The organism is Sporosarcina sp. ANT_H38 (assembly GCF_008369195.1).
GTDB lineage: Bacteria > Bacillota > Bacilli > Bacillales_A > Planococcaceae > Sporosarcina.
Genome location: NZ_VOBC01000001.1, coordinates 2,442,187 through 2,464,994 on the forward strand (window position 1 = coordinate 2,442,187; position 22,808 = coordinate 2,464,994).

Consider the following 22,808-nt stretch of genomic DNA (forward strand, 5'->3'; position numbering starts at 1 on the left):
CCCTCTTAAATCTAAGAGGGAAAGCTTTTTTTGAAAGATAAGAATGAATACGTTTTGGACATGGAATAGTGTCTAGCTAGCCAGAGCCAAAAGTAAAGGGTCCGGCTTATACAATTTCTGTGTCCTTTGCAGAAATCAAACAATAAACGCAAAGGAACTACTGATCCTGGCGGAAGACATCCAAGTAGCATTATTGTGTGGGATTATTATCTCAATCTATATTTTTTTACAATCAAATGTCGTATTTGATGAGTTAATAGCACTAATTGGTGAAATAGTTCAAATTATCCACATTAATGGTTGCATTTTAAATTTTCTGATTTATAATATAATTTATACAGTCGCAACAAAAAAATTATAAGGAGTGGATTAATTTGGATAAAAAGAAGCGAACAGGTAGTTATATTGTCTCTTTCGATACTTTTATGCTGCAACCCGTCGTTAAAGACAATAAGGTGTCAACGCATGTAATTGAACGGAATGGCGAATTCATTGTTCCACGAAAACCCATTCACATTGTTAGGAAGTCTTGCGATTATTACGGGGGCTCATTTCGAAATTCAATAAATACAGCAAAGTTGGCAATTGGAAGACGCCATAAAACACCAATAATTGTAGCTCATGATTTCGGAGTACCATATATCTTTCTGCCTACGATGTCACCAACTTCCGAACTGAATGTCTGGGTGTCATATAGTGCGATTGATAATATAGAGGCAGACGGCATGAGCAGTATTATCACTTTGGAAAATAATCGTATCATCAAGGTGGATATTTCGGTTGCAACAATGTATCGACAATATTCGGTGGCCACTCTTCTTGAAAAAAACTTTTATAAAAAGCAAAGTCAGTTGAACAGGCCCTCCTCATTCAAAAACTTTTACGACTCCGACGAGGAATGACTTACTCGGCTACCGTGAAGTAAACGCTTAACAGTTCCTCAGTCCGATTACGCAGACGGACGTTCAAATAACGTCTGTGGTCTTCATAACCTTCGTGCATGAATACATATTCAGTGAAGGTGGCATCGGTTTTGTTGCGTATGACCTTCATATTATGGCGACGTAAGTAATTGGTGGTTTCTTTCAGTTCAGCACGTGCAACCTTCGTTGCCTCGTCAACAAGTTTGACATAGGGTCCTTTCAATTTGAAGGGACCTTTTTCAAATGCATCCCTATCTCTCTCCAATATAATCAGTAGCATCGGTAAATAAATCATGTTTTCAAAATACGGTAATGCCTCCGCAGGTATTAAAGGCATTCCAATCACCCCTCCCTCTCAAAAGAACATTTGTTCTCATTATAATTGTATGCCCGTATCGCCAAAAAAACAACCTAGAAGTTTCCGGAAGTTCTACGTGGACTAAGAAAACTGTACGTCGGACTCACCGTTACGACAGATTCTCAAAATACTACTACCTTTTCACAAAAAAACACCAAAAGAAAAAGACTCTCAGCTATCAAAGCCGAAAGTCTTATACTCAAACTTATTTTCCCTCTTCATCGCCGATATAATGTACAGATGCTACTTTCCAGTCGCCGTCATTTTTCGTAAAGACAGTAACTTGTCTACCGTTCGGATTCGTCTCAAGACCGGTAGATAATTGTTTATATGATGTCTTCAAGTTCGAGAACAATTGAGCTTCCGTGTCGGAGTACTTTACAATCGTTACGTTCGACACTTCACGATTCAACTCGTATTCACTTAAAAGATCTTTCGTAATGGTACGTTCTTCTTCGATATCATAGTCTTTTGCAGACAATGTATTCAAATATCCCTCAACATCTTGCTCATTCAACGTATCCACATATTCATTAAAGGCAGACAAAATTTGTTCTTTCTCTTTAGCCGGAACGCCAGTCGCTTCTTCTACCGCTCCTCCCTCCAAGCTAAAACCTACTTTTTTGTCATCGACTCCATGATCAATTGCACTGTTTTCATTAGCTGCCTCTCCATCATCGACCGAGCCGCTTCCATTAGATTTCCCCTCATCGTTACTACACGCGCCAAGCAGTAAAAGGACTGACATACTTATAGGTACAAGCATTTTCTTCATCTTTTTTCCTCCTGAACAGGTAAAAAGGCCGCTCCAACTGGAAGGCCTTCCTCCTTTTATTGAAAAAAGTCCGGTTTATTTCACTTCGACCCAACCATTTTTAATAGCAGTTACAACTGCTTGTGTCCGGTCATTTACGGACATTTTTTGCAGAATACTTGAGACGTGATTTTTAACTGTTTTTTCGGAAATGAATAGCGTTTCTCCGATTGTCCGGTTACTTTGCCCATCCGTCAATAATTGCAACACTTCACACTCACGTTTTGTAAGTAAATGGAATGGCCGGCGGATATCATTTTGCTGGAACGATCCCTTATGTTCGCGTTCACTCAATCTGCGGAATTCTGTAACAAGATTATGTGTCACTTTCGGATGAAGATATGAACCGCCCATCGCAACGACTTTAATAGCTTGAATGATTGCATCTGCATCCATCTCTTTTAGCATATAACCAAGTGCACCCGTTTTCAGCGCATGTGATACATATGATTCGTCATCATGAATCGACAACATAATCACCTTCGCGTCTGGAAACTCTTGGACAAGATTTTCAGTCGCTTCGACACCATTCATACGCGGCATGTTAATATCCATAAGAACAACATCCGGTTCGCACTGTCTATAAAGCTCATTTACTTCGCTGCCGTCATCACCTTCAGCAACAACATCAAAAGAATTTTCAAAATCAAGGATCCTCTTTACCCCTTCACGGAATAATTGGTGATCATCTACAATTAATATTTTAGTAATAGTCAAAGTCATTTCCTCCTCATCTATCTAACAGTCGATTATTTCACTCCGAAGCGGAATCTGGAAATGAATCGTCGTACCATTCCCAGGCTTTGAAGTGATTGTCATACTTCCTTTTAACAAATCAATTCGTTCTCGCATCCCGATCAAACCGAACGACTTATCTTTCACTTCGTTCTGGTCGAATCCTTGCCCATTATCTTTAATGATGATATTCATTATATCGCGAAGCCATTCAGTTTTCACCCAAATGTCCTTCGATTTACCATGTTTCAGTGCATTTGATACTGATTCTTGTACAAGTCGGAAGACCGAGACCTCAAAATTCGTTTGAAATCGTTGCTCTTGCCCACTATTTTGAAAATGAATTTCAACACCTTTTTCATATTCCTCAATTGTCGACAAATACTTCCTCAATGTCGGAATTAGACCAAGATCGTCAAGCGCCATAGGCCGGAGATCATAAATGATACGCCGGACTTCATAAAGCGCATTCCTCACCATCACTTTTAGATCTGCAAGTTCAATCAGTGCAGATTCAGGACCCTTTTCAACATACACTTTTTCAATCAATCCAGAGCGAATCAGTACATTCGCCAACATTTGAGCAGGTCCATCATGAATATCACGTGAAAGCCTTTTACGCTCTTCTTCCTGTGCCTGAATGATTCTAATACCGAAATCCTGTTTGTGCCTTGCAGTTTCCAGCGCTTCACCAACATTTTTCAAATCCGATGTCAAATAGTTAATAACGGTCGCCACTTGATTGACAAGGTGATCCGCACGTTCGATTGTTTCAAGCAGAGTTGCAAGTCGTCTGGATAAATCGTCCCGACGAGCACGTAGCTGTTTCTCCTCCATTTGGCTAATGGATAGCCGGACAAGTAAGTCATTTGCAACTTCATAAGCTTCTCTCACTTGTTCTTCTGAGTATTTCATGAAGTTCTTCGAAACATCGGCAAGACGTCGGCGTGAATGGCGAGTCATACCTTCCAAATAATCGCCTTCGGTTATTGCCTGGGAAATGTCACTCTTGACCACCGCGAGTTCTTTTTCCATTTCTTCAAAGCTTTGGCGGCTTTGTTCGCTTATAATAAAGATATCGGTCTTTGAGTGATCCATAGCACGGACCATGCTATTGAAGACGTTTTCCAGCGTTTGGATATCAACTATATTTTCTTTCAATTAAGTTCCCTCCCGCCTACAGCCTAAAAAAGTACATATACACTAATAAGAAATGTTTCAGAAATACTGATTTCCTTGCATACTTCATTTAGTATAGCATCATAGCGCCCGATGGATATTAAGATTGTATTACATTTGATGGAGGTGCCGCAAATGCGAGCAGATTATTACACAGTAAAAGAATACGGAGAAAGTGAATTGGTCATCCAAAAGTCAAGGTTCCTCACCTATGTATCGCGTGCGGAAACGGAAGTTGAGGCCCTCAACTTCATTCAAGAAATCAAAAGAAAGCATCACAGTGCCTCACACAACTGTTCTGCATATATGATTGGCGAACATGATACTATCCAAAAAGCAAATGATGATGGCGAACCAACCGGTACGGCAGGCGTGCCTATGCTTGAGGTTTTGAAAAAACAAGGTCTAAAAGACACGGTCATCGTCGTAACACGCTATTTTGGAGGCGTCAAACTCGGCGGTGGTGGTTTGATCCGCGCATACGGACGAGCAACGTCTGAGGGCATCACAGCAACTGGCACAGTCGAAAGAAAACTTCATCACCTGATGAAAATAACAATTGACTATACATGGCTAGGAAAAGTTGAGAACGAGGTGAGACAATCCGCTTATCCGTTAAAAGAAATTTCTTACGCGGACGGTGTCAACCTCTTCGTATACATTCCAGTGGCAGAAACCACTGTTTTTACTGCATGGATAGCTGAACTAACAAATGGGCAGGCCGAAATTATGTCGACTTCTAGCGAATTTTTAGAATTCGACAGATAACTAATTAAATAGTATAATAGGGAAAATCATGGATATTTTGTGTATTGAGAGTAACATAGCAACACCATCTCTACTTTTTGACAAGTTGTGTCAATTACATAATTAGCTATGTATTTTTACATAGCCGATTTCGGAGGCTCTAGATATGAAAAGAACAGATTATAAAAAACAGAAAAAGTCATCTGGTAAGCGTTTAGCCATAAAAGTTGCGCTCCTTCTGACACTTTCCTTATTTCTTGTTGTTGTGGCATATGCTACTTCACTACAGAAAAAGGCGGAAAACATGGCGGTTCGTGCATATGAAGCAGTTCCTGACCGCCCCAAATCCGAGATTCGCGAAGTAAAAGTTGAGCCAGCGAACGACAATGTTTCAATTCTATTCATCGGTGTCGACGACAGTGAAGCGCGCCACCAAGGGGACAGTAACAGCCGATCGGATGCCCTTCTACTGGCTACTTTGAATCCGGATAACAAAACTGTGAAACTAGTTAGTATTCCACGTGATTCATATGCTTACATACCAGAAGTCGGATACAAAGACAAAATCACCCATGCCCATGCATTCGGAGGAACCCGTGCAACAATTGAAACGGTTGAAGAATTGTTCGAGATTCCTGTCGACTACTACGTGAAAATGAATTTCAATGCTTTCATTGATGTCGTTGATGCAGTTGGTGGAATCGATGTTGAGGTTCCATACGATCGAACTGAAAAAGACGAAAACGATAAGTATTCAATTCATTTAAAAAAGGGTATGCAGCATCTTGACGGTAAACACGCCCTCGCACTTGCACGAACGCGTAAACTCGATACCGACGTCGAACGTGGAAAACGGCAGCAAATGATTTTGCAGGCAATCATGAAAGAAGCCGTTTCAGTGAAATCAATAACGAAGTACGGTGACGTCATTGAAGCAGTTGGCGACAACATGAAAACTGATATGACATACGATGTAATGAAATCTTTCTTGGAGTATGCAAAAGGTGGACTACCTCAAGTCGAAACGCTTAGTTTAAAAGGCTACGACGATATGTCCACAGGTACTTATTTTTGGAAGCTTGACGAGACCTACTTAGCTGAAGTGAAGCAACTTTTGAAAGTACATCTTGGCCTTAGCCCTGACTCGTCTATTCTGACTGACAGCGGTTCGAAAATGAACGGTTCCACGGAAGAAGCTTTAGAAGATAGTTTTAATGACTGATCTAAAAAGAGCCAGGCTAAAATACGCCTGGCTCTTTTTAATTTCTATACATAATTCAACAAAAAACGGCCATACTACCTTAATGAAAAGGTATATGGCCGTTCTTGCTATTGTCTATTTTCAAAGCGCTAAATGACGCCTTGCATTTTTTTCTACTTCCCAATCAATCGTACGAGATTCAACAATGGCCGATAGTTCGTACCGGCAAGACCGATTACTTCCACGAATAGTTCAATTGCGATAAGCATAACGACAATAAGCAAGATTGCTCCCCATACTGTAGCTTGCGAGAACAACACAGCTGCTACACCAAACAGAATTGCTAATCCATAAATGATCAATACAGTCTGCCTATGTGAAAAACCGCTACGAAGTAAGCAATGGTGTAAATGTGATTTATCCGGTGCCATAATGGGCTGTTTCGTGCGTATACGGCGAACAATTGCGAAGAACGTATCAGAAATTGGAATACCCAATATAATAATTGGGATAATCAATGAAACGACAGCAACGTTCTTGAATCCTAATAATGCTAGAACCGAAATCATAAAGCCCAAGAACAAGGATCCGGTGTCTCCCATAAAGATTTTTGCCGGATGGAAATTGTAAATTAGGAAGCCCAGTGAGCTCGCCGCAAGAATAGATGCTGTTGCAACAACGAATACATTTCCCATTATCATCGCCATAACAGCGATTGTAATAAGTGCAATCGTCGAAACACCCGCCGCAAGTCCATCCAATCCATCTATAAGATTTATTGCATTTGTGATACCGATGATCCAAATAATTGTAATTGGAATACTTAAGTAACCAAAATCGAATTCTCCAATAAATGGTAAGTTGATGACTTCAATGTGTAAGCCGCCCCATACGACAACGACAAAAGCCGCAGCCAATTGTCCAGCAAGTTTAGCTTTCGCGGTAATTTCAAGCATATCATCAAGAAACCCCATAACGATGATAATAACAGCACCGATAAGTATACCAGCGGCATGTTCATTTTTCGGAAGTAATACTGCATAGCCGATTAGAAAAGCACCAAATATTGCAAGACCGCCAATTCGCGGCATAACAGACGCGTGTACTTTCCGGTAATTCGGTCGATCGACCGCTCCTATCCGGAATGCCAATTTAATGACGAGTGGAGTAAGTAAGATGGAAGCTAGAAGTGCAGCAGCCATTGCAAGGAATAACATGTCCTTCCTCCCTATAGTAAATCGCTAATTTATCAAACCAACAGTATCATAGCATATATAGGCAAATAAAGCACTTTACTAGATAACTCTTTACTATAATTATTTCTTTTCTTGTTGCTTAGGGCATTTTTTAATATCGTACTGTGAATGAGTTACAACACACAGCTTTCACATCTGATAAGGCGCCATGCGCTTTTATTTATCTTATCTTTCCCTTTTCTTCCCCTAGCTATCCCATTCCTTCTTCTTCCTTATATGTCGATTTCATCTCAAGGTAGTCATTTTCCATTCTATTTGGTAAAATAGGGACGGGTCCTTTTAAGGGATCGAAAAAAGGGGCGTTCATCCAATGCTATCAATATTCAAGCGTTCGAATCAGACGAACGAGAGACAGCTTCGAAAATACCGAAAGATTGTCATACAAATAAATAAATTAGAAGCTACATATGAAACTATGTCCGACGAACAACTAACAAGTATGACAGATACTTTTAAAGAAAGAATCCAATCTGGCGAGAAAATCCAATCCATTATTCCCGAAGCTTTTGCTGTCGTTCGCGAAGCGTCTAAGCGAATTCTTGGTATGCGTCATTTCGATGTTCAACTTATTGGCGGACTCGTTATGACAGAAGGAAACATTGCTGAAATGCCTACAGGAGAAGGTAAAACGCTTGTCGCTTCCCTGCCATCGTATGTACGTGCACTTGAAGGTAAAGGTGTCCACGTTATTACAGTGAACGACTACCTCGCGAAACGCGACTATGAGCAGATTGGTCAGATTCACCGTTTTCTTGGCCTCACAGTCGGGCTGAATGTACCAATGATGCAAGGTCCGGCAAAACAAACCGCTTACAATGCGGATATTACATATGGTGTAGGAACTGAATTCGGTTTCGACTATTTGCGTGATAACATGGCTCAGCAAGTAGCGCAAAAAGTTCAGCGTCCCTACCATTTCGCTATCATTGATGAAGTAGATAGCATTTTAGTAGATGAAGCAAAAACACCATTAATCGTTGCTGGTAAAATGCAAGCAGATGCTGATCTTCATTATATTGCAGCACGCCTTGCGAAACGTTTTAAAAAAGGCGTCGATTTCGATTTTGACGAGGAAACAAAAGCGACTTCACTTACCGATACCGGAATCGAAAAAGTAGAAAAAGCTTTTGGTGTTGACAATTTATATGAATTAGAGCACCAAACCCTCTATCATTATATGATTCAATCATTACGTGCACTCGTTATCTTCAAACTCGACGTAGACTATATTGTAAAAGAAGACAAGATTGAACTCGTCGATATGTTCACAGGTCGAATTATGGAAGGCCGCACACTTTCCGATGGTCTACACCAGGCAATCGAAGCAAAAGAAGGACTGCCAATCACTGAGGAAAACAAAGCGCAAGCACAAATTACAATCCAAAACTACTTCCGTATGTATAAAGAACTTTGCGGGATGACAGGTACTGCTAAAACACAGGAAAAAGAATTCCGTGAAGTGTACGGTATGGAAGTCATTCAGATTCCAACAAACCGCCCGCGCGCACGTTTAGATTCACCTGACCAAGTTTATAAAACTATCGATCAAAAATATAAAGCGATGGCCAAAGAAGTCGCTGCGCGCAATAAAAAAGGGCAACCCGTCCTTGTCGGTACGACATCCATTTTACAATCTGAAAAGGTAGTAGAGTATTTAAATGAATACAAACTTACTTACAACTTACTGAACGCCAAAAGTGTCGAACAGGAAGTAGATCTTATTTCCATAGCAGGACAACTCGGTCAAATTACAGTGGCAACAAATATGGCCGGACGCGGAACGGATATCGTACTAGGTGAAGAGGTTGAAGAAATCGGCGGACTTTTCGTACTCGGTACAGAAAAACACGAAAGCCGTCGGATTGACAACCAGTTACGTGGTCGGTCGGGAAGACAAGGAGACCATGGCGAGAGCAGATTCTTCCTATCTCTTGAAGATGATATGTTTAAGAGATTTGCCAAAGAAGAACTTGAGAAGTTCCTCAAGAAAGTCACTACAGATGAGGACGGTCTCGTGCAGAATCCCGAAGTGGACGAACTGACAGAACGGACGCAGCGTATCGTAGAAGGCGCCCATTATTCAATGCGTGAATACAACTTAAAACTCGACGACGTTATAAACGACCAGCGTGAAGTCGTCTACACACTTCGTAATAACGTCCTAGACCGTGAAGGCATCCTGAAACAATTGAAAACTATGCTTTCAGAGACAGTAGAATTCGTCGTCTACGATAGTTGCCCGGATGAAGAACCTTCAGACAACTGGGATTTCGAACGAATTGAGCGCACAATGAACAGCCTGTTATTGGAACCTGTCGCAATTTCACACACGATGGAAAAGACGGCAGACATTCTAAAACTATATGATGCGCCACTCGATGACTTGCTTAGCTTTATCGAGTCATTCGCAGATAATGAACGGGTCAATCAAATGATTCCGCAAGTAATGCTATCCCATATTGACACGATGTGGGTTAAACATTTGGAGGTAATGACACGCTTAAAAGAAGGTATCGGACTCCGTTCATATGGTCAAGAAGATCCGATGCGTATCTATCAGCGTGAAGGACTTGAATTATTCGGACGTCATTATCAAAAGTTACGCCGGAGCATTGCATCTGAAGTCATTAGCTTTATGAAACTTATTACGGAACAACAGGAGGTACAACAATGAAGCTTTTCTCATTTTTCAAGAAAACCGAAAAGACAGGGTCAGATAGTACCATCGGTTCCGAAGAAATCATTGACGGTATAAATGCATCGACAAACACGGATGAGGTCGAAACAACGCTCTCTATTCATCCTGAATGGGACGTTCCACAGGAGCAGGAGTATGTTTTTCGTTTCCTTTCGAATGAACTTGAACCACTTAAACCGAACCAGATTTCCCTTTCCGGAATCGACATTGACGTCGAACCTGCTAACGGTAGCTGGCTCGTAAAAGCATTTTTCCGTTCTTCACTAGACCAACAGATTTCCGTTGGATCAGTCGAACTAATGCTACTAGACGAAGAAGGAAAAACGCTCGCTTCCGATGAATTCGATTTAAAAGAACTTGGTGATATCCCAGCGTGCAGCGCAAGACCTTGGGTGTTCGTATTTACGAAAGACAATATTTTTGTAGAACAACCACCTACAGAAAACTGGAAACTAGCGTTTAACGTCCAGTCAATGGTGCCACACAAACTAGAATTGGAACAAGCTTGGGAAGATGGTTTAACGGAAGAACAAAAAGATGGTCTTGCAAAAGTCGTCGAAGGACTTCCGAAATTGAAACCACGTGAAGTAAATATTAGTGGATTCCAAGTTAAACAGCAGGATGACGGCGGTATCGCAGCGTCTGTATTTATCCGCAACGGTCATTCGAAACAAATCAACATCGAAAAACTTCCTCTTGAACTGATTGACGCGTCTGGTGATTTAGTTGCCAGCGGCTCATTCGCTCTTGATCCGCTTTCTGTGAAGGCCAACACATCAAAACCATGGACATTCATCTATCCAAAAGAATTGATTCAAAAAGACGAGCCAGACTTGTCACGTTGGACAGTTCGTGTACCACAACAAAATGCTTAAAATCTAAAGCGCTGGAGTCTAGACGTAGAATAGCTCCCTTATCCACTACACGAGATTTTATAGCTTCCTAAACAACAAAAAAGGCTGCATATCCGAATCAGGTACTTTCTGATTCGGATGTGTAGCCTTTCTATATAGCTAGATTGAGTGATTCCCATTAAGTCACGCTTCAGGGACGCCTCCCCCGGCGCCAGTTGCTATTTTGCATTATATTGTATAGACCCGGCCCTTCGCTGTTTGGAGGGCTCAGGCTCCCCCTTCTAATGTACCTATACTTAGTTTATATGCTTTATTCAATACTTCCTCTTATCAAGTAAATCGCACGGCACTCTCTAAGATGCGACAGGCTTATGGCGAAAAAAGAAGACACCCCTCTCTTGTCACCGTATCCTGTGGCGACAAGGAGGGATGCCTAGTGTTTGAATAAATTGTTTTCCGGTTATTTTTAGTTAATCAACAAAGTGACTTTCTGTATATAAAAACGACAGAGATAAGTGTCCTATTAAGGCCGCTCATCTCTGTCGTTTTTTAGTATTAATTAGCTGAAGCAACTGCGTTTACGCCCGCGATGCGTTTTGCACCTACGTAGCGTTCACCCCAATAATAAGGATCGCTCAACTTATCAACGCGTACACCTTTTGATGTTGATGCGTGCGAAAATTTACCATCACCTATGTATATACCAACGTGTGAAACCCCTTTGCCTGACGTGTTGAAGAATACGAGGTCCCCAGTTTCTAAATCGTCTTTACTAACAGGAGTTCCTGATGCGTGCATGCTAGTGGTAGTACGCGATACATTAATATCATGTTGCTTGAACACATATGATACGTAGCCTGAGCAGTCAAAGCCACCTGTTGTGTTCCCACCATAACTGTACTTTACGCCAATGAGGCTTGTTGCAGTTTGTAAAATGTCAGCCGATTTGGATGAAGCTTCGACTTTCCCAACGAAAGGTGCGACGAGTAATAGAAATGACATAGCTATCATTAAAATTGTCTTTTTTAGCGTAAATGTAAGTTTCATACTCTTCCCCCAAAGGCTTAATTTATCTGAAATAATGATCTATTACAACATTAACACGCTTTAAACAACTTCTACATTACAATTACGTAACAATTCTATTACACTATTTGAATTATAATAGATTATTGAAATACGATTGTCATTTCATGGGGTTTATAGTTTTTTTAGAACGGGAATTTTGTAAAGTAGCATCTAATTTAATGGGAGGCGATTGAAGTGAGACATGAAGATGACATTTTAGATAAAACGAAAGAGTCTTTTCTTAAAGCACCAGAAAAACCCCACACGAAACATAACACTAGAAGCTGTTTCCATGATCCAAATCTCGATCACGCAGCAGGTGATTATGAACCCATTCAAGAAGATAGTCGTTTTCACGCATCCGACCAGGAGCGGACTGCTGGGAAATCTAATAAGGAAAGAAGATTTATGCAAAAAAAAATAGAACAACAACATTGTTCTGAAAAAGTTGGTGATAGTCGATCTATTATTGCTGCATTGGATCACGATCGACAATAACCTGTTTTTTCTATATCGACAAAGGAGAGTGCCTACTAGCTGTAGGCACTCTCCTTTTATTTGAACTTAATTTAAATATCAGGTCTGTTTATTAAACATTTATTCACATAAAACTCTAGTGAAAAGGGATTGATAACCTCCATTTTCACTGGAACATTTTTGGCTCGCTCTCGGCGAAATAAACGTGACAGATTTAAGAAGGAATTGCAATCATTCCTCCCTCGAGGGGCATGTATGACTTTAAATTATATAAGAAAATACCATAGAGAGAGCATCAGCACTCTGTGTACTAATGCATTTGGAGCGCTACGGATGAAGGACAACCATACAAAAAAATGTGTAGGGATGCGACAAAGCCACATCCCTACACATTCAGACATCTCGGTAATCGTAAAAGATGTTATTCAATCCAAGCGCAACTACACAAGTAACGCCCAGGGACTGATCAAATTATTTACTGGTTAATTTTGTTGAATCAACAGACGTACTTAAATTTCTAAATCCGTAATGATGATTACATCGTCGTGGTCCAATAATTTTGTAATTGGCCACTGAGCAGTTACGTTACCTTCAAGCAATTTCGTGATAGCTGCGCGTTTCTTTTCACCGAATGCTAATAAAATCAGTTTTTTCGCACCTAAAATCGAGCTGATTCCCATTGTTATAGCCGTTTCTGGAATCTTTTCATCATTTTCGAAGTACTGGCTATTCACACCTAATGTCGATTCCGTTAATTGTGCTACATGCGTGACCGAATCGAGAGGAGTTCCCGGTTCATTGAAAGCGATATGACCATTTTCCCCTACCCCTAGTAGCTGGATATCGAGTGGGTACTCTAATAAAAGATCTTCATAAGCTTCACATTCTTCAACCAAGTCTTCTGCCATTCCATCAGGAATATTTGTTTTTCTAAATTCTTTTTTATCAAAAAGATGTTCGCTCATAAAATAAGCGTAGCTATGCGGACTTGATTCTGGAATTCCGATATATTCATCCAGATTAAAAGTGACAATATTTGAGAAATCAAGATCCGATGCAGTCCATTTATTATAAACAGGAATCATAGTGCTTCCTGTCGCCAAACCAAGAACATTTAGACGTCCACTTTCAAGTTCGTTTTTAATAATTTCGCAAACATTTTCTGCGCCTTGCTCCGGGTTTTCAACTTTTATGATTTTTAGATTATTCATATAGATCAACCAACTTTCGATAAGATTTTGCTCACGCTTAATTGTAATTTCCCCAAACAGTCTGGTCAACTTTAATGGGACTAAACATACCACTTCCCCACTATTTCCATTTTTCACGCACATCCCACGACCTATATTAGATAACCAGCAAAAAGTCGTCAGAAGTGTGAAGAAAGAGTGAACAATTTGTAAAATCTCGTCTTACATCCCTCGGCATAGGGTTTTCCCTAATTCCCATATTAATCCTTGAGACTATGATATAAGTAAGACGGCGAATTCACTTCGCCGGGAATAGGGGGTGTAACAATGGGGAAAAGAAATCCAAAACAACATCAGCTCAATTCGAATGAACCTACACATAATTTGAAAGGGACTTTCATTGCCGTCATGCTGTTGGGAGTCGTCATTCTGGTATCTTGGTTCGGATTTTACGCACTTTTTTTATCTAGATAATAACTAAATCAGGAGGTCTACATATGCATCTGCATAAATATGAAAAAATTTGGCTCGCTTTCGGAATGGCTTCACTTGTTCTATTTCTAATTATTATCGGCTTGGCTGCTTTCTGGAAAGGGACGCACCCGCAAAGCCATATAGAAACCATCGATCCACAAAATGTTGAAGCGCACGAGGCTTTCAAACCTGAAAACCTCGGTATCAGTGAAGTGGCTGACGGTAAGTATAAAGTCAACATCGTTGCTTCTGCGTTCAACTATGATTTAGGGAAAGACAAAGATGGCGATGCAGTTAAAACGATTCGTGTACCAAAAGGCTCTACCGTTCTTTTTCAAATTACAACAAAAGATGTTGTCCACGGCTTCCAAATAGCCGGAACGAACGTCAACATGATGGTTGAACCCGGCCACATCAGCCGTTACGAAGCTGTCATGAAGAATACAGGCGAATTCACGATTGTCTGTAACGAATACTGCGGCATCGGTCACCACCAGATGTTCGGAACAGTGGAGGTGTATGAGTAATGACTAAAGTTCAATTACCGCTTTCTAAAAAAGAATCCAGCTTATATATGGCATACATGTGGGTTACTTACATCTCCCTTTTAATTGGAGGTCTGATGGGTCTATTACAGACATTTGTACGCTCCGGCAAATTCAAATTGCCGTTCAATATCGACTATTATACACTCTTGACCGTTCACGGCGTAATCCTTGGCCTTGTCTTAACTACCTTCTTCATTATCGGCTTCCAATTCTCTCTCATGGGGAAAACAGTCGGAATTTCGGATAAACAGTTGAAAGTCGCATGGCTAGCATTCTGGGTCATGGTGATTGGAACTATAATGGCTGCTACTACGATTCTTGTTGGTGAAGCATCCGTATTGTATACGTTCTACGCACCACTTCGGGCTCATCCGGCATTCTATATCGGTTTAGCGCTCGTTATTATCGGTAGCTGGATTGCTGCATTCGTCAACTTCCATCAGCTTTATGTATGGAAAAAAGCACATAAAGGTGAAAAATCACCATTACCAGCATTCATGGTTATTATTAATATGCTTATGTGGTTCATCGCAACAATTGGCGTAGCAACATCTGTCCTAGTTATGTTCATCCCTTGGTCACTCGGCTACACAGAAACAATCAACGTGTTACTAAGCCGTACGCTATTTTGGTATTTCGGGCATCCACTCGTTTATTTCTGGTTACTTCCAGCTTATATGGCATGGTATGTCGTCATTCCTAAGATTATCGGCGGAAAGCTATTCAGTGATTCACTTGCTAGAATGGCCTTCATCCTATTGCTATTGTTTTCAATTCCGGTCGGGTTCCATCACCAGTTGACAGAACCGGGTATTGACCCTACTTGGAAATTCATTCAAGTTGTTCTGACTTTCATGGTTGTTGTTCCATCATTGATGACAGCGTTCTCGATTTTCGCTTCATTTGAAGTAACAGGCCGACGAAAAGGCTATAAGAGCTTATTTGGCTGGTTCAAGAAGCTCCCATGGAAAGATGTACGATTCCTAGCACCATTCATTGGGATGGCTGCATTCATTCCAGGTGGCGCAGGCGGCATTGTAAACGCATCTCACCAAATGAATGCGCTTGTTCATAATACAATTTGGGTTACAGGTCACTTCCATTTAACTGCTGCAACAACAGTCATTCTGACATTTTTCGGGATTACGTATTGGCTTGTTCCTCATTTGACTGGCCGAAGACTGACTCCACGGTTGAACAGACTCGGAATCATCCAGACTTTTATTTGGACATTCGGTATGACAATTATGTCAGGTGCTATGCATATCCAAGGATTACTAGGCGGCCCCCGTCGTTCTAGCTTCTCCGAATATGCAGGCGGAGAACAAGTTGCCACATGGATCAATTACCAGATTGCGCAAGCAGTCGGCGGAACAATTCTATTCATCGGTATTCTATTGATGGTCTATATTTTCATCCAGCTTACATTCTTCGCACCACGCGGCGTTCAAGAATATCCGATTGCCGTAGAAGAAGATAATGCAGAGCCTACTCCCAAAATTCTCGAAAACTGGTATTTGTGGATCGGAATTACAATTGCATTAATTCTGTTCGCTTATACAATTCCTGTTATTGATATAATGAAACATTCTCCACCAGGGTCACCGCCATTCGACTGGCTAATTGGTAGATGAAAATTTGAATGAAAAAGCCTAGATCTCAGGGTCCTGTCCAGAGATCTAGGTTATTTTTGATTTCTTAAGGTTGGATTATCGTGAATCAACAGACGTAGCGATTTATCTACTTGTAAGGGAAAATCCTACTCTAGTTATCCCATAAAAAGAAGCCTCTTACCCAGCCTAAATTCTCCCGGGTAAGAGGCTTTTATCAATTATAAGTTATTTGCTACTCGTTCAACTGCAGCTGCTACATTGAGATGAACGTTTGGATCGAGTGGATGAGGAACAAGGTCGCCCGGTTTCGTGCTGTCAACAATCGCTAGTGCAGCAGCGATTAGCATCGGATACGTAATTTCCTTTGCATGCGCATTAAGCGCACCGCGGAAAATACCTGGGAAACCAAGAATATTATTGACGAGACGGCCATCCGCTGCAAATGCCGCGCCTGCTGCAAGTGCATCTTCCGGTGAAATTTCAGCGTTTGGATTGGACAAAGCCAAAATAATTTGCCCTTTTCGTATCATTTCAGGTTTAATAAGTCCGGAAACGCCTGTAGTGGCTACGATAATATCACATGTCGCCATCAGTTCTTCAAGTGAATCTACAACGGTGCCACCGTGTTCAGCAAGCCTCTCCCGTGCAACTTCATTACGGTCGACACCACGCATCTCTTTCACGCCATAATTCATCAGCATACGGCTGATCGCCAGACCTGCAGCACCAAGCCCGATTTGTCCGACAACAGAATCCGAGATTTTCACACCAGTTTGTTTACATGCAGACAATACAGATGCCAATGTCACAACTGCTGTACCATGTTGGTCATCATGCATGACTGGAATCGATAGTTCTGCTTTCAACCGCTCTTCAATTTCAAAACAGTGCGGCGACCCGATGTCCTCTAGCAGTATTCCGCCGAATCCTTGCTGAATATGCTTGATTGTTTCTACAACCTCATCTGGATCACTAGTATTGAGCAAAATAGGTATGCCGCTTATTCCCGCGAATTGATCGAATAGGACAGCTTTTCCTTCCATTACTGGCATTCCAGCGACAGGTCCGATATTACCAAGACCCAGAATTGCTGTGCCATCCGTCACAATCGCGACGGTGTTTGAGATTCCTGTGAAATATTTCGCCTGTTCTGGATCATTCTTAATAAGCTCACAAACGTTTGCAACGCCTGGTGTGTAGACACGTCGCAAATCACCTAACGAGCGGATTTCCATACGGCCTTTCATATGTATCTTTCCGCCTTCGTGAGCTTGTAACACATCATCTGTTACCGCATGAACGCTAATTCCTGCTCCAATTTGGTTAACCGCTTCGACAATCTTCATCAATTGTTCTTCGCTCGAACATTGAATTGAAATATCACGAATCGTCGATAATGTACCCACTTTTATGGTTTGAATATCACCAATATCTCCATCTAATTGTCCAATAGCTAACGCTACTTTCGCAAAATTACCGGGTACTGAAGGTGTTTCGATAATTAGATTACGCATAAATTGCACTTGTTCCATTATAAAACCTCCTGATTATACTAGCCAGTCCCCATTTTACACGTCTAGGACCAGGTCGTAAACACTTTATGACTTTGGACATAATAAATCGCAAATTTATACATTTCCGCTAGAATAAAGCATATCATCCCCATTTATATGAAAATCGCGATCGCCTTGGTAGACTCGATAATTAGGAAGTATGGAGTTCAATCCCTCCGAAAAGGCAACGGACTTGGAACTTTCCGGACTACTTATTATCCAAAAAGTTGTCACCTGAAGTCTAGACTCTGTTCCGTGTCAAAAACTTATACTTTGAAAATCCAAAAGCACTTTTAACGACAATGCTATAAAGATGACATGAGTAATTCCATTCCATACCACTTCGGCTCGCTTCGAACGAAATGATAACTGTATCTTTACCAGGGGTTAAATGTGACTGGAAAAGACTCCGTCACTTCTAGCCATACTCTTTTCAGTAATACTGTTGAGAATAGATGACATTCTATGGAGTGTATAAGTGCCCGAAGATGCAATTTCAGGCACTCTTGCACGTTGTACAATGCGTTCCTTGCTTACTTTTAGTAAAGATTATGCATCTAAGCTTGTGATGCCTTATAGAAAGTGACACATCTTTAAATTAAGTAAGAAAAAACCACAGAGAAAGCATCAGCCGCCAAAATTGCATCTTTGGCGGCTTTTCTCCATGTAGATGCGCCTCTATTCTTTCGTCCCAAAAAACCTCAGCACTCTGTGTACGTATCCATTTGGAGCGCGACGGATGAAGGACAACCAGACATAACGGTCATCGTTATATAGAAGTCATTCAATCCAAGCGATCCAAAAAGCATTACTATACAAGTAGCGGCCAGGGGGTAATCAAGCTAATATCTGGTTACTTTCGGTTATTAAGCAGACGTGATATATTCTCCGCATATAAGGAACTTGAATGATATTTTAAACCATGTATATTAATAATGTAAAAACATCAAACTCTATCTCTTTTTAATAGTCTACAATATTCGACAATTTTCTCGGAATACTGTCGAATTTGTTAGACTATTACCCCCCCATTCAGTTATAATCAAAAGTAATGAATTTTGTTACATCATTCTCACAAGGAGTTGCAGTTTACTTGTCTTTAAAGAAAAATTTTGTGCTCGGGCTTCTGCTATTTGCTTTATTTCTTGGTGCTGGTAATATTATTTTCCCACCACTTCTAGGACAAATGGCGGGAGACGAGCTTTTCATTGCTATGATAGGATTCCTAATTACAGGAGTCGGATTACCTCTAATTGCAGTTCTCGCAATTGCTAATGCAGGTGGCGGCTTAGAAACTATCGCAAATCGGGTCAACCCTTATTTCGGAATTATCTTCACAATGATTGTCTATATGGCAATTGGGCCATTTTTCGGTATTCCGCGAACAGCAACTGTTTCATATGAAATCGGGATCCTCCCGTTTTTGCCTGATAGTGTTTCCGGCTCAAGCTGGCCACTTGTATTGTTTACGATTATCTTCTTTATCATCACAGTTGCGCTTGCACTGAATCCTGCGAAATTTGTCGATCGTATCGGTAAAGTATTGACACCTATACTATTCTTAGTCATTGGTGCACTTGCTGTGAAAAGTATTGTGTCGCCTATGGGCGAAATCGGACAAGCTCAAGGTGAATTTAAAACGAACGCGTTTTTCCGCAGCTTTGTTGAAGGATATTTAACGATGGATGTCATTGCGGCACTTGTATTTGGAATCGTTGTTATTAACGCACTTAAAGCTGAAGGCGTAACAGAAAACCGCGCTGTCATGAAATCCATGGTCTTTGCAGGACTTGTTGCCGCTGTCGGACTAGCGGTTGTATACATATCACTTGGATATATTGGTGCAACGAGTGTCAATGTTGTCGGGTTACAAGATAATGGGGGCTCAGTTCTTGCACTCGCATCAACTGTTTTGTACGGGCCATTTGGAACGATTATTCTGGCATTAACGATTGTTTCCGCCTGTTTAACAACATCAATCGGTCTCGTTTCAGCATGTGCACAGTATTTTAAGCAGGTATTTCCACGAAACTCATATAAGACATATGTCTTCATTTTTGCGGGATTCAGCACAATTATTGCAAACGTCGGATTGACGCAGCTTATTTCTATTTCAATACCGGTTCTGCTAACAATCTACCCACTTGCCATTGTTCTGATGCTTATGTCCTTCATCGACAAATCGTTTGACAGAAAACCAATAGTCTATATCTTAGCGCTTCTAGCAACTGCTTTTGTGAGTATCTTTGACGGATTAAAAAGTGCTGGAATCGACATAAAACCTGTGAATGATGTGCTTGCTCATCTTCCGCTCTATGAACAGCAGATTGGTTGGCTCTTGCCAGCGATTGTCGGTGGCCTTATTGGCATTGTACTTAATGCGTTACGCTCAAAACGTTTTTAATTTTCGGAATTAACCCGTTTTTCTTTCCAATTTAAGTTATACTGAATGATAATTCAGTATTTTGGAGGAGTGTCCAGCGAAGATGAATTTTCATGACATGACAATGGCAGCTATTTGGCTTAAAATCGATGAAAAGTTGAACGAGGAACCGGGTCCAATAAAAGAGATGGCTACCACCTACTCATTCAATCTATCCGGGGAAGATGGCGGTCTATATGGCTTAAAGTTAGCTGATGGCAAAGCCGAAACGATTACCGGTGATCCTGGGGAAGTCGATTGCGCACTAACGATGAGTGTGAGTGATTTCAAGAAATTGCTTGCTGGCAACTTGAATTCGACTGCTGCCTTTATGATGGGGAAACTCAAAGTTAAAGGGAATATTGGCTTTGCGTTAAAGCTAGAAAGTTTATTGAAACAGTATTCGTTTTGAAGAAAATAGACCGGCTTCCGCATAAAACGGGGGCCGGTTTTATATTGCCATAAAATTATCTATTGCTTTATTGTAGTGACTTCCTTATTTTCCTCTAACTCTTTTTCCATCATCCATTTCAACATTGCCTTTATACCCTCTTGATACGGTGTTGCGGGCACCTGACCAATTTCAGTTTAATATTTCTTACCCCTTTAAGTGTTTCATAAAGCATTGTATTTTCTGCATAAGGTCCATAAAAATCCGAAAAATGTACAATCTTTCCGTTTCTCCCCTATTAGATAAAACAGGACAGTAAAACGATTCAATTATTTTGGTAAACACAAAATAATTGATGGATGTTCTTTATATAAATCTTATAATACCGTTCAATCAGCAGATTTAGAAACAGTCATTCGGTTATCTCAATATATATAAATACTTATGATAATTATGTTAAGGCGCCTTACAAGGGGCAGCCGAAGCGTATTCAACGAAACTATTTATATCAACATATATAAATAGTCCAATACCCCCTTCCGCAATACTTCTGCAACACAATTGTAACGCAAATGTAATTAAACAGTCTATTGTTCTAGTTCTATTATTCAGATAGAATACATATATAGAACTGTTTGTCGTGGAGAGGGGAAAATAGATGAAGAAGAAAGTTTTTTCTGTGCTGGCGACGTTTACCCTAGCGACGTTTATCTTTGTCGGGAGTGCGGAAGCAGCAACTAAATCATATACCGTCAAACCCGGTGACACGCTATGGAAAATCGCTACAAAGCATAAATTAACTGTAGAAGAATTGAAAAGCTTAAATAGCCTTGCTTCCGATTCAATTAAAACCAATCAAAAATTGGCCGTTTCTTTAAAAGGTATGGTTAGTCAAAAACCAGGAACAGTCAATTCATCCCCATCAAAAACAGTAAATAAGAAAGTTGTCACTGTAATAAAAGAAACTTCTTCAACTAACTCATGGAAGAATGCGGTTGCAACAACCGCGAAGCCAACGGAGCCGACTCTTACTTCCAATAAGATTTTACTTAATGCGGTCGATATTTCACTTCCACTTTTGGGAACACCCTACGTTTGGGCCGGTGTAAATAAAGAGGGTTTTGACTGCAGCGGATTCATTAACTATGTATTTAGCGAGGCAGGACTTGATATGCCTAGACTTGATACAATTGGTATGCATTCCAATTCATTTAGTGTGGACGAGCCTATACCAGGCGATTTGGTGTTTTTTGAAAACACATACCGCAGTGGCATTTCGCACGCTGGAATTTATTTAGGTGAAGGTAACTTCATCCATGCCGCTACGGAGAAAGTTGAAATTTCTTCAATTAATTCAGTTTACTGGAAAGATAAATTCACAGGATTTAAACGTTTTAATCAGCTTAACTGATACTTTCAGCTTCCCTATTAGTGGGGAAGCTTTTTTTGTGTTGGCATCATTGAGTTTTTGATATCTATTGGACAGTAATGTAGAACTCGCGCGCTATCCCCATCCTTCTTTTCTTCGAAAAAAAATTCTATCTATTCAAAAAGAAGATTGTAAGTTACAATACAGTTGACACGTGTCAAGACACCAAGACAACCTTGTATCGTTTTAGGCATTTGCCTCATACGATAAAGGGAAACTTCAATTAGTGGAATACAAAAGGGGGAATTACTCATGAAGAAAAACAGTATGTGGTCACTTAACTTCACAACAGCTGCACTTGTCCTTATACCCGCAGCAATCGGCATCAACTATCTAGGGAAGTTGTTTGCTGGCTTGCTTAAATTACCACTATGGCTCGACTCAATTGGTACAGTGCTTGCTAGTATGCTAGCAGGTCCGATTATAGGTGCCATTGCAGGAATTGTGAACAATATTATCTATGGCTTCACAGCCGATCCTATTTCATTTGTTTATGCGATTACATCCGCAGTCATTGGTCTTATCGTGGGAATCATGGCCTATAAAGGATGGATTGCAAATGTAGGAAAAGCGCTTGTACTTGGACTCGTCGTCGGCTTGATCGCCGCCACAGTTTCAACTCCACTCAATATTATGTTTTGGGGCGGACAAACGGGAAATGTTTGGGGGGATGCACTTTTCGCCATGATGATGGCACAAGACATGCCGCTTTGGTTTGCATCGTTCGCAGACAGCATTGTCGTTGACGTACCTGATAAAATGGCGACCGTTCTAATTAGTTTCCTTATCTTCAAAGGATTGCCTAAAAACTTGACGCATTTGTATGACAACCGTTCGGAAATAGAGCGTCTCTAAGAATTGAGTAAGCGCTCTAGTTC

21 protein-coding genes are annotated in these 22,808 nt (G+C 40.7%); 13 read left to right on the forward strand and 8 right to left on the reverse strand.

Translation table 11 applies throughout. The features are described 5' to 3' along the window. Positions 1-374 precede the first annotated feature (374 nt). Positions 375-902 carry a competence protein ComK gene (locus tag FQ087_RS11585; protein WP_149580588.1) on the forward strand — a complete coding sequence of 176 codons (528 nt, stop codon included), beginning with the start codon at positions 375-377 and terminating at the stop codon, positions 900-902. A 1-nt stretch (position 903) separates the two neighbouring features. On the opposite strand, the gene FQ087_RS11590 is transcribed toward FQ087_RS11585, so the two are convergent. From FQ087_RS11590 to FQ087_RS11605, 4 genes are all read right to left on the reverse strand, one after another. Then, positions 904-1,260 (reverse strand): YhjD family protein, encoded by a 357-nt coding sequence (locus FQ087_RS11590; protein ID WP_149580589.1) that lies wholly within the window; start codon positions 1,258-1,260, stop codon positions 904-906. 226 nt (positions 1,261-1,486) lie between these two features. Then, a complete protein-coding gene (locus FQ087_RS11595) occupies positions 1,487-2,056 on the reverse strand; it encodes a VirB8 family type IV secretion system protein (protein ID WP_149580590.1) in 570 nt (189 codons plus the stop codon). A 75-nt stretch (positions 2,057-2,131) separates the two neighbouring features. Next, complete coding sequence (locus tag FQ087_RS11600) at positions 2,132-2,806, reverse strand: response regulator (protein WP_149580858.1); 675 nt, start codon at positions 2,804-2,806, stop codon at positions 2,132-2,134. Positions 2,807-2,833: 27 nt separating this feature from the next. Beyond that, on the reverse strand, positions 2,834-3,991 hold the full coding sequence (locus tag FQ087_RS11605) for a sensor histidine kinase (RefSeq protein ID WP_149580591.1): 1,158 nt from the start codon (positions 3,989-3,991) through the stop codon (positions 2,834-2,836). Between the two features lie 153 nt (positions 3,992-4,144). Here FQ087_RS11605 and FQ087_RS11610 point away from each other — a divergent pair, with 153 nt between their 5' ends. Together FQ087_RS11610 and FQ087_RS11615 are read left to right on the forward strand one after the other, a co-directional pair. Continuing rightward, entirely contained in the window at positions 4,145-4,777 is a 633-nt protein-coding gene (locus FQ087_RS11610; RefSeq protein WP_149580592.1) for a YigZ family protein, read from the forward strand. 145 nt (positions 4,778-4,922) lie between these two features. Next, positions 4,923-5,978, forward strand: coding sequence for an LCP family protein (locus FQ087_RS11615; protein WP_149580593.1), 1,056 nt, complete (start codon positions 4,923-4,925; stop codon positions 5,976-5,978). Positions 5,979-6,130: 152 nt separating this feature from the next. Here the strand turns inward: FQ087_RS11615 and FQ087_RS11620 are convergent, their stop codons facing one another. Continuing rightward, positions 6,131-7,174 carry a glycosyltransferase family 4 protein gene (locus tag FQ087_RS11620; RefSeq protein WP_149580594.1) on the reverse strand — a complete coding sequence of 348 codons (1,044 nt, stop codon included), beginning with the start codon at positions 7,172-7,174 and terminating at the stop codon, positions 6,131-6,133. 349 nt (positions 7,175-7,523) lie between these two features. Between FQ087_RS11620 and secA2 the strand changes: the two genes are divergently transcribed. Beyond that, complete coding sequence (secA2, locus tag FQ087_RS11625; protein WP_149580595.1) at positions 7,524-9,887, forward strand: accessory Sec system translocase SecA2; 2,364 nt, start codon at positions 7,524-7,526, stop codon at positions 9,885-9,887. Further along, the gene (locus tag FQ087_RS11630) at positions 9,884-10,786 is read left to right on the forward strand and encodes an accessory Sec system S-layer assembly protein (protein WP_149580596.1); all 903 of its coding nucleotides are present in this window, start codon (positions 9,884-9,886) and stop codon (positions 10,784-10,786) included. The genes secA2 and FQ087_RS11630 overlap by 4 nt, the downstream gene beginning before the upstream one ends. Before the next feature lie 534 nt (positions 10,787-11,320). Here the strand turns inward: FQ087_RS11630 and FQ087_RS11635 are convergent. Continuing rightward, the gene (locus FQ087_RS11635; RefSeq protein WP_149580597.1) at positions 11,321-11,812 is read right to left on the reverse strand and encodes a C40 family peptidase; all 492 of its coding nucleotides are present in this window, start codon (positions 11,810-11,812) and stop codon (positions 11,321-11,323) included. A 216-nt stretch (positions 11,813-12,028) separates the two neighbouring features. Here FQ087_RS11635 and FQ087_RS11640 point away from each other — a divergent pair, with 216 nt between their 5' ends. Continuing rightward, on the forward strand, positions 12,029-12,331 hold the full coding sequence (locus tag FQ087_RS11640; RefSeq protein ID WP_149580598.1) for a hypothetical protein: 303 nt from the start codon (positions 12,029-12,031) through the stop codon (positions 12,329-12,331). Positions 12,332-12,819: 488 nt separating this feature from the next. On the opposite strand, the gene FQ087_RS11645 is transcribed toward FQ087_RS11640, so the two are convergent. Continuing rightward, positions 12,820-13,521 carry a glucosamine-6-phosphate deaminase gene (locus FQ087_RS11645; RefSeq protein WP_149580599.1) on the reverse strand — a complete coding sequence of 234 codons (702 nt, stop codon included), beginning with the start codon at positions 13,519-13,521 and terminating at the stop codon, positions 12,820-12,822. 306 nt (positions 13,522-13,827) lie between these two features. On the opposite strand from FQ087_RS11645, the gene FQ087_RS11650 reads away from it, so the two are divergent. Genes FQ087_RS11650 through FQ087_RS11660 form a run of 3 tightly spaced genes read left to right on the forward strand, consistent with a single transcriptional unit; the run spans position 13,828 to position 16,156 of the window. Beyond that, positions 13,828-13,974 carry a cytochrome c oxidase subunit 2A gene (locus FQ087_RS11650; protein WP_149580600.1) on the forward strand — a complete coding sequence of 49 codons (147 nt, stop codon included), beginning with the start codon at positions 13,828-13,830 and terminating at the stop codon, positions 13,972-13,974. 23 nt (positions 13,975-13,997) lie between these two features. Then, complete coding sequence (locus tag FQ087_RS11655) at positions 13,998-14,501, forward strand: cytochrome c oxidase subunit II (protein WP_149580601.1); 504 nt, start codon at positions 13,998-14,000, stop codon at positions 14,499-14,501. Continuing rightward, positions 14,501-16,156: a b(o/a)3-type cytochrome-c oxidase subunit 1 gene (locus tag FQ087_RS11660; RefSeq protein ID WP_149580602.1), complete on the forward strand. Its 1,656-nt coding sequence runs from the start codon at positions 14,501-14,503 to the stop codon at positions 16,154-16,156. The genes FQ087_RS11655 and FQ087_RS11660 overlap by 1 nt, the downstream gene beginning before the upstream one ends. Before the next feature lie 197 nt (positions 16,157-16,353). Here the strand turns inward: FQ087_RS11660 and FQ087_RS11665 are convergent, their stop codons facing one another. Continuing rightward, complete coding sequence (locus FQ087_RS11665) at positions 16,354-17,667, reverse strand: NAD-dependent malic enzyme (RefSeq protein ID WP_149580603.1); 1,314 nt, start codon at positions 17,665-17,667, stop codon at positions 16,354-16,356. Positions 17,668-18,781: 1,114 nt separating this feature from the next. On the opposite strand from FQ087_RS11665, the gene brnQ reads away from it, so the two are divergent. From brnQ to FQ087_RS11685, 4 genes are all read left to right on the forward strand, one after another. Then, a complete protein-coding gene (brnQ, locus tag FQ087_RS11670; RefSeq protein ID WP_255452240.1) occupies positions 18,782-20,092 on the forward strand; it encodes a branched-chain amino acid transport system II carrier protein in 1,311 nt (436 codons plus the stop codon). Positions 20,093-20,174: 82 nt separating this feature from the next. Further along, a complete protein-coding gene (locus tag FQ087_RS11675; protein ID WP_255452241.1) occupies positions 20,175-20,522 on the forward strand; it encodes an SCP2 sterol-binding domain-containing protein in 348 nt (115 codons plus the stop codon). 637 nt (positions 20,523-21,159) lie between these two features. Continuing rightward, complete coding sequence (locus FQ087_RS11680; RefSeq protein ID WP_149580605.1) at positions 21,160-21,912, forward strand: C40 family peptidase; 753 nt, start codon at positions 21,160-21,162, stop codon at positions 21,910-21,912. Between the two features lie 270 nt (positions 21,913-22,182). Continuing rightward, positions 22,183-22,785 (forward strand): ECF transporter S component, encoded by a 603-nt coding sequence (locus tag FQ087_RS11685; protein ID WP_149580606.1) that lies wholly within the window; start codon positions 22,183-22,185, stop codon positions 22,783-22,785. The last annotated feature ends 23 nt before the right edge of the window (positions 22,786-22,808 follow it).

What these genes read in the sequence shown, in the direction of transcription:
- FQ087_RS11590 (WP_149580589.1), bottom strand. Translation starts at nt 1,260, where the DNA reads ATGCCTTTAATACCTGCGGAGGCATTACCGTATTTTGAAAACATGATT.
- FQ087_RS11595 (WP_149580590.1), bottom strand. Translation starts at nt 2,056, where the DNA reads ATGAAGAAAATGCTTGTACCTATAAGTATGTCAGTCCTTTTACTGCTT.
- FQ087_RS11610 (WP_149580592.1), top strand. Translation starts at nt 4,145, where the DNA reads ATGCGAGCAGATTATTACACAGTAAAAGAATACGGAGAAAGTGAATTG.
- FQ087_RS11615 (WP_149580593.1), top strand. Translation starts at nt 4,923, where the DNA reads ATGAAAAGAACAGATTATAAAAAACAGAAAAAGTCATCTGGTAAGCGT.
- FQ087_RS11620 (WP_149580594.1), bottom strand. Translation starts at nt 7,174, where the DNA reads ATGTTATTCCTTGCAATGGCTGCTGCACTTCTAGCTTCCATCTTACTT.
- secA2 (WP_149580595.1), top strand. Translation starts at nt 7,524, where the DNA reads ATGCTATCAATATTCAAGCGTTCGAATCAGACGAACGAGAGACAGCTT.
- FQ087_RS11630 (WP_149580596.1), top strand. Translation starts at nt 9,884, where the DNA reads ATGAAGCTTTTCTCATTTTTCAAGAAAACCGAAAAGACAGGGTCAGAT.
- FQ087_RS11635 (WP_149580597.1), bottom strand. Translation starts at nt 11,812, where the DNA reads ATGAAACTTACATTTACGCTAAAAAAGACAATTTTAATGATAGCTATG.
- FQ087_RS11645 (WP_149580599.1), bottom strand. Translation starts at nt 13,521, where the DNA reads ATGAATAATCTAAAAATCATAAAAGTTGAAAACCCGGAGCAAGGCGCA.
- FQ087_RS11650 (WP_149580600.1), top strand. Translation starts at nt 13,828, where the DNA reads ATGGGGAAAAGAAATCCAAAACAACATCAGCTCAATTCGAATGAACCT.
- FQ087_RS11655 (WP_149580601.1), top strand. Translation starts at nt 13,998, where the DNA reads ATGCATCTGCATAAATATGAAAAAATTTGGCTCGCTTTCGGAATGGCT.
- FQ087_RS11660 (WP_149580602.1), top strand. Translation starts at nt 14,501, where the DNA reads ATGACTAAAGTTCAATTACCGCTTTCTAAAAAAGAATCCAGCTTATAT.
- FQ087_RS11665 (WP_149580603.1), bottom strand. Translation starts at nt 17,667, where the DNA reads ATGGAACAAGTGCAATTTATGCGTAATCTAATTATCGAAACACCTTCA.
- FQ087_RS11675 (WP_255452241.1), top strand. Translation starts at nt 20,175, where the DNA reads ATGAATTTTCATGACATGACAATGGCAGCTATTTGGCTTAAAATCGAT.
- FQ087_RS11680 (WP_149580605.1), top strand. Translation starts at nt 21,160, where the DNA reads ATGAAGAAGAAAGTTTTTTCTGTGCTGGCGACGTTTACCCTAGCGACG.
- FQ087_RS11685 (WP_149580606.1), top strand. Translation starts at nt 22,183, where the DNA reads ATGAAGAAAAACAGTATGTGGTCACTTAACTTCACAACAGCTGCACTT.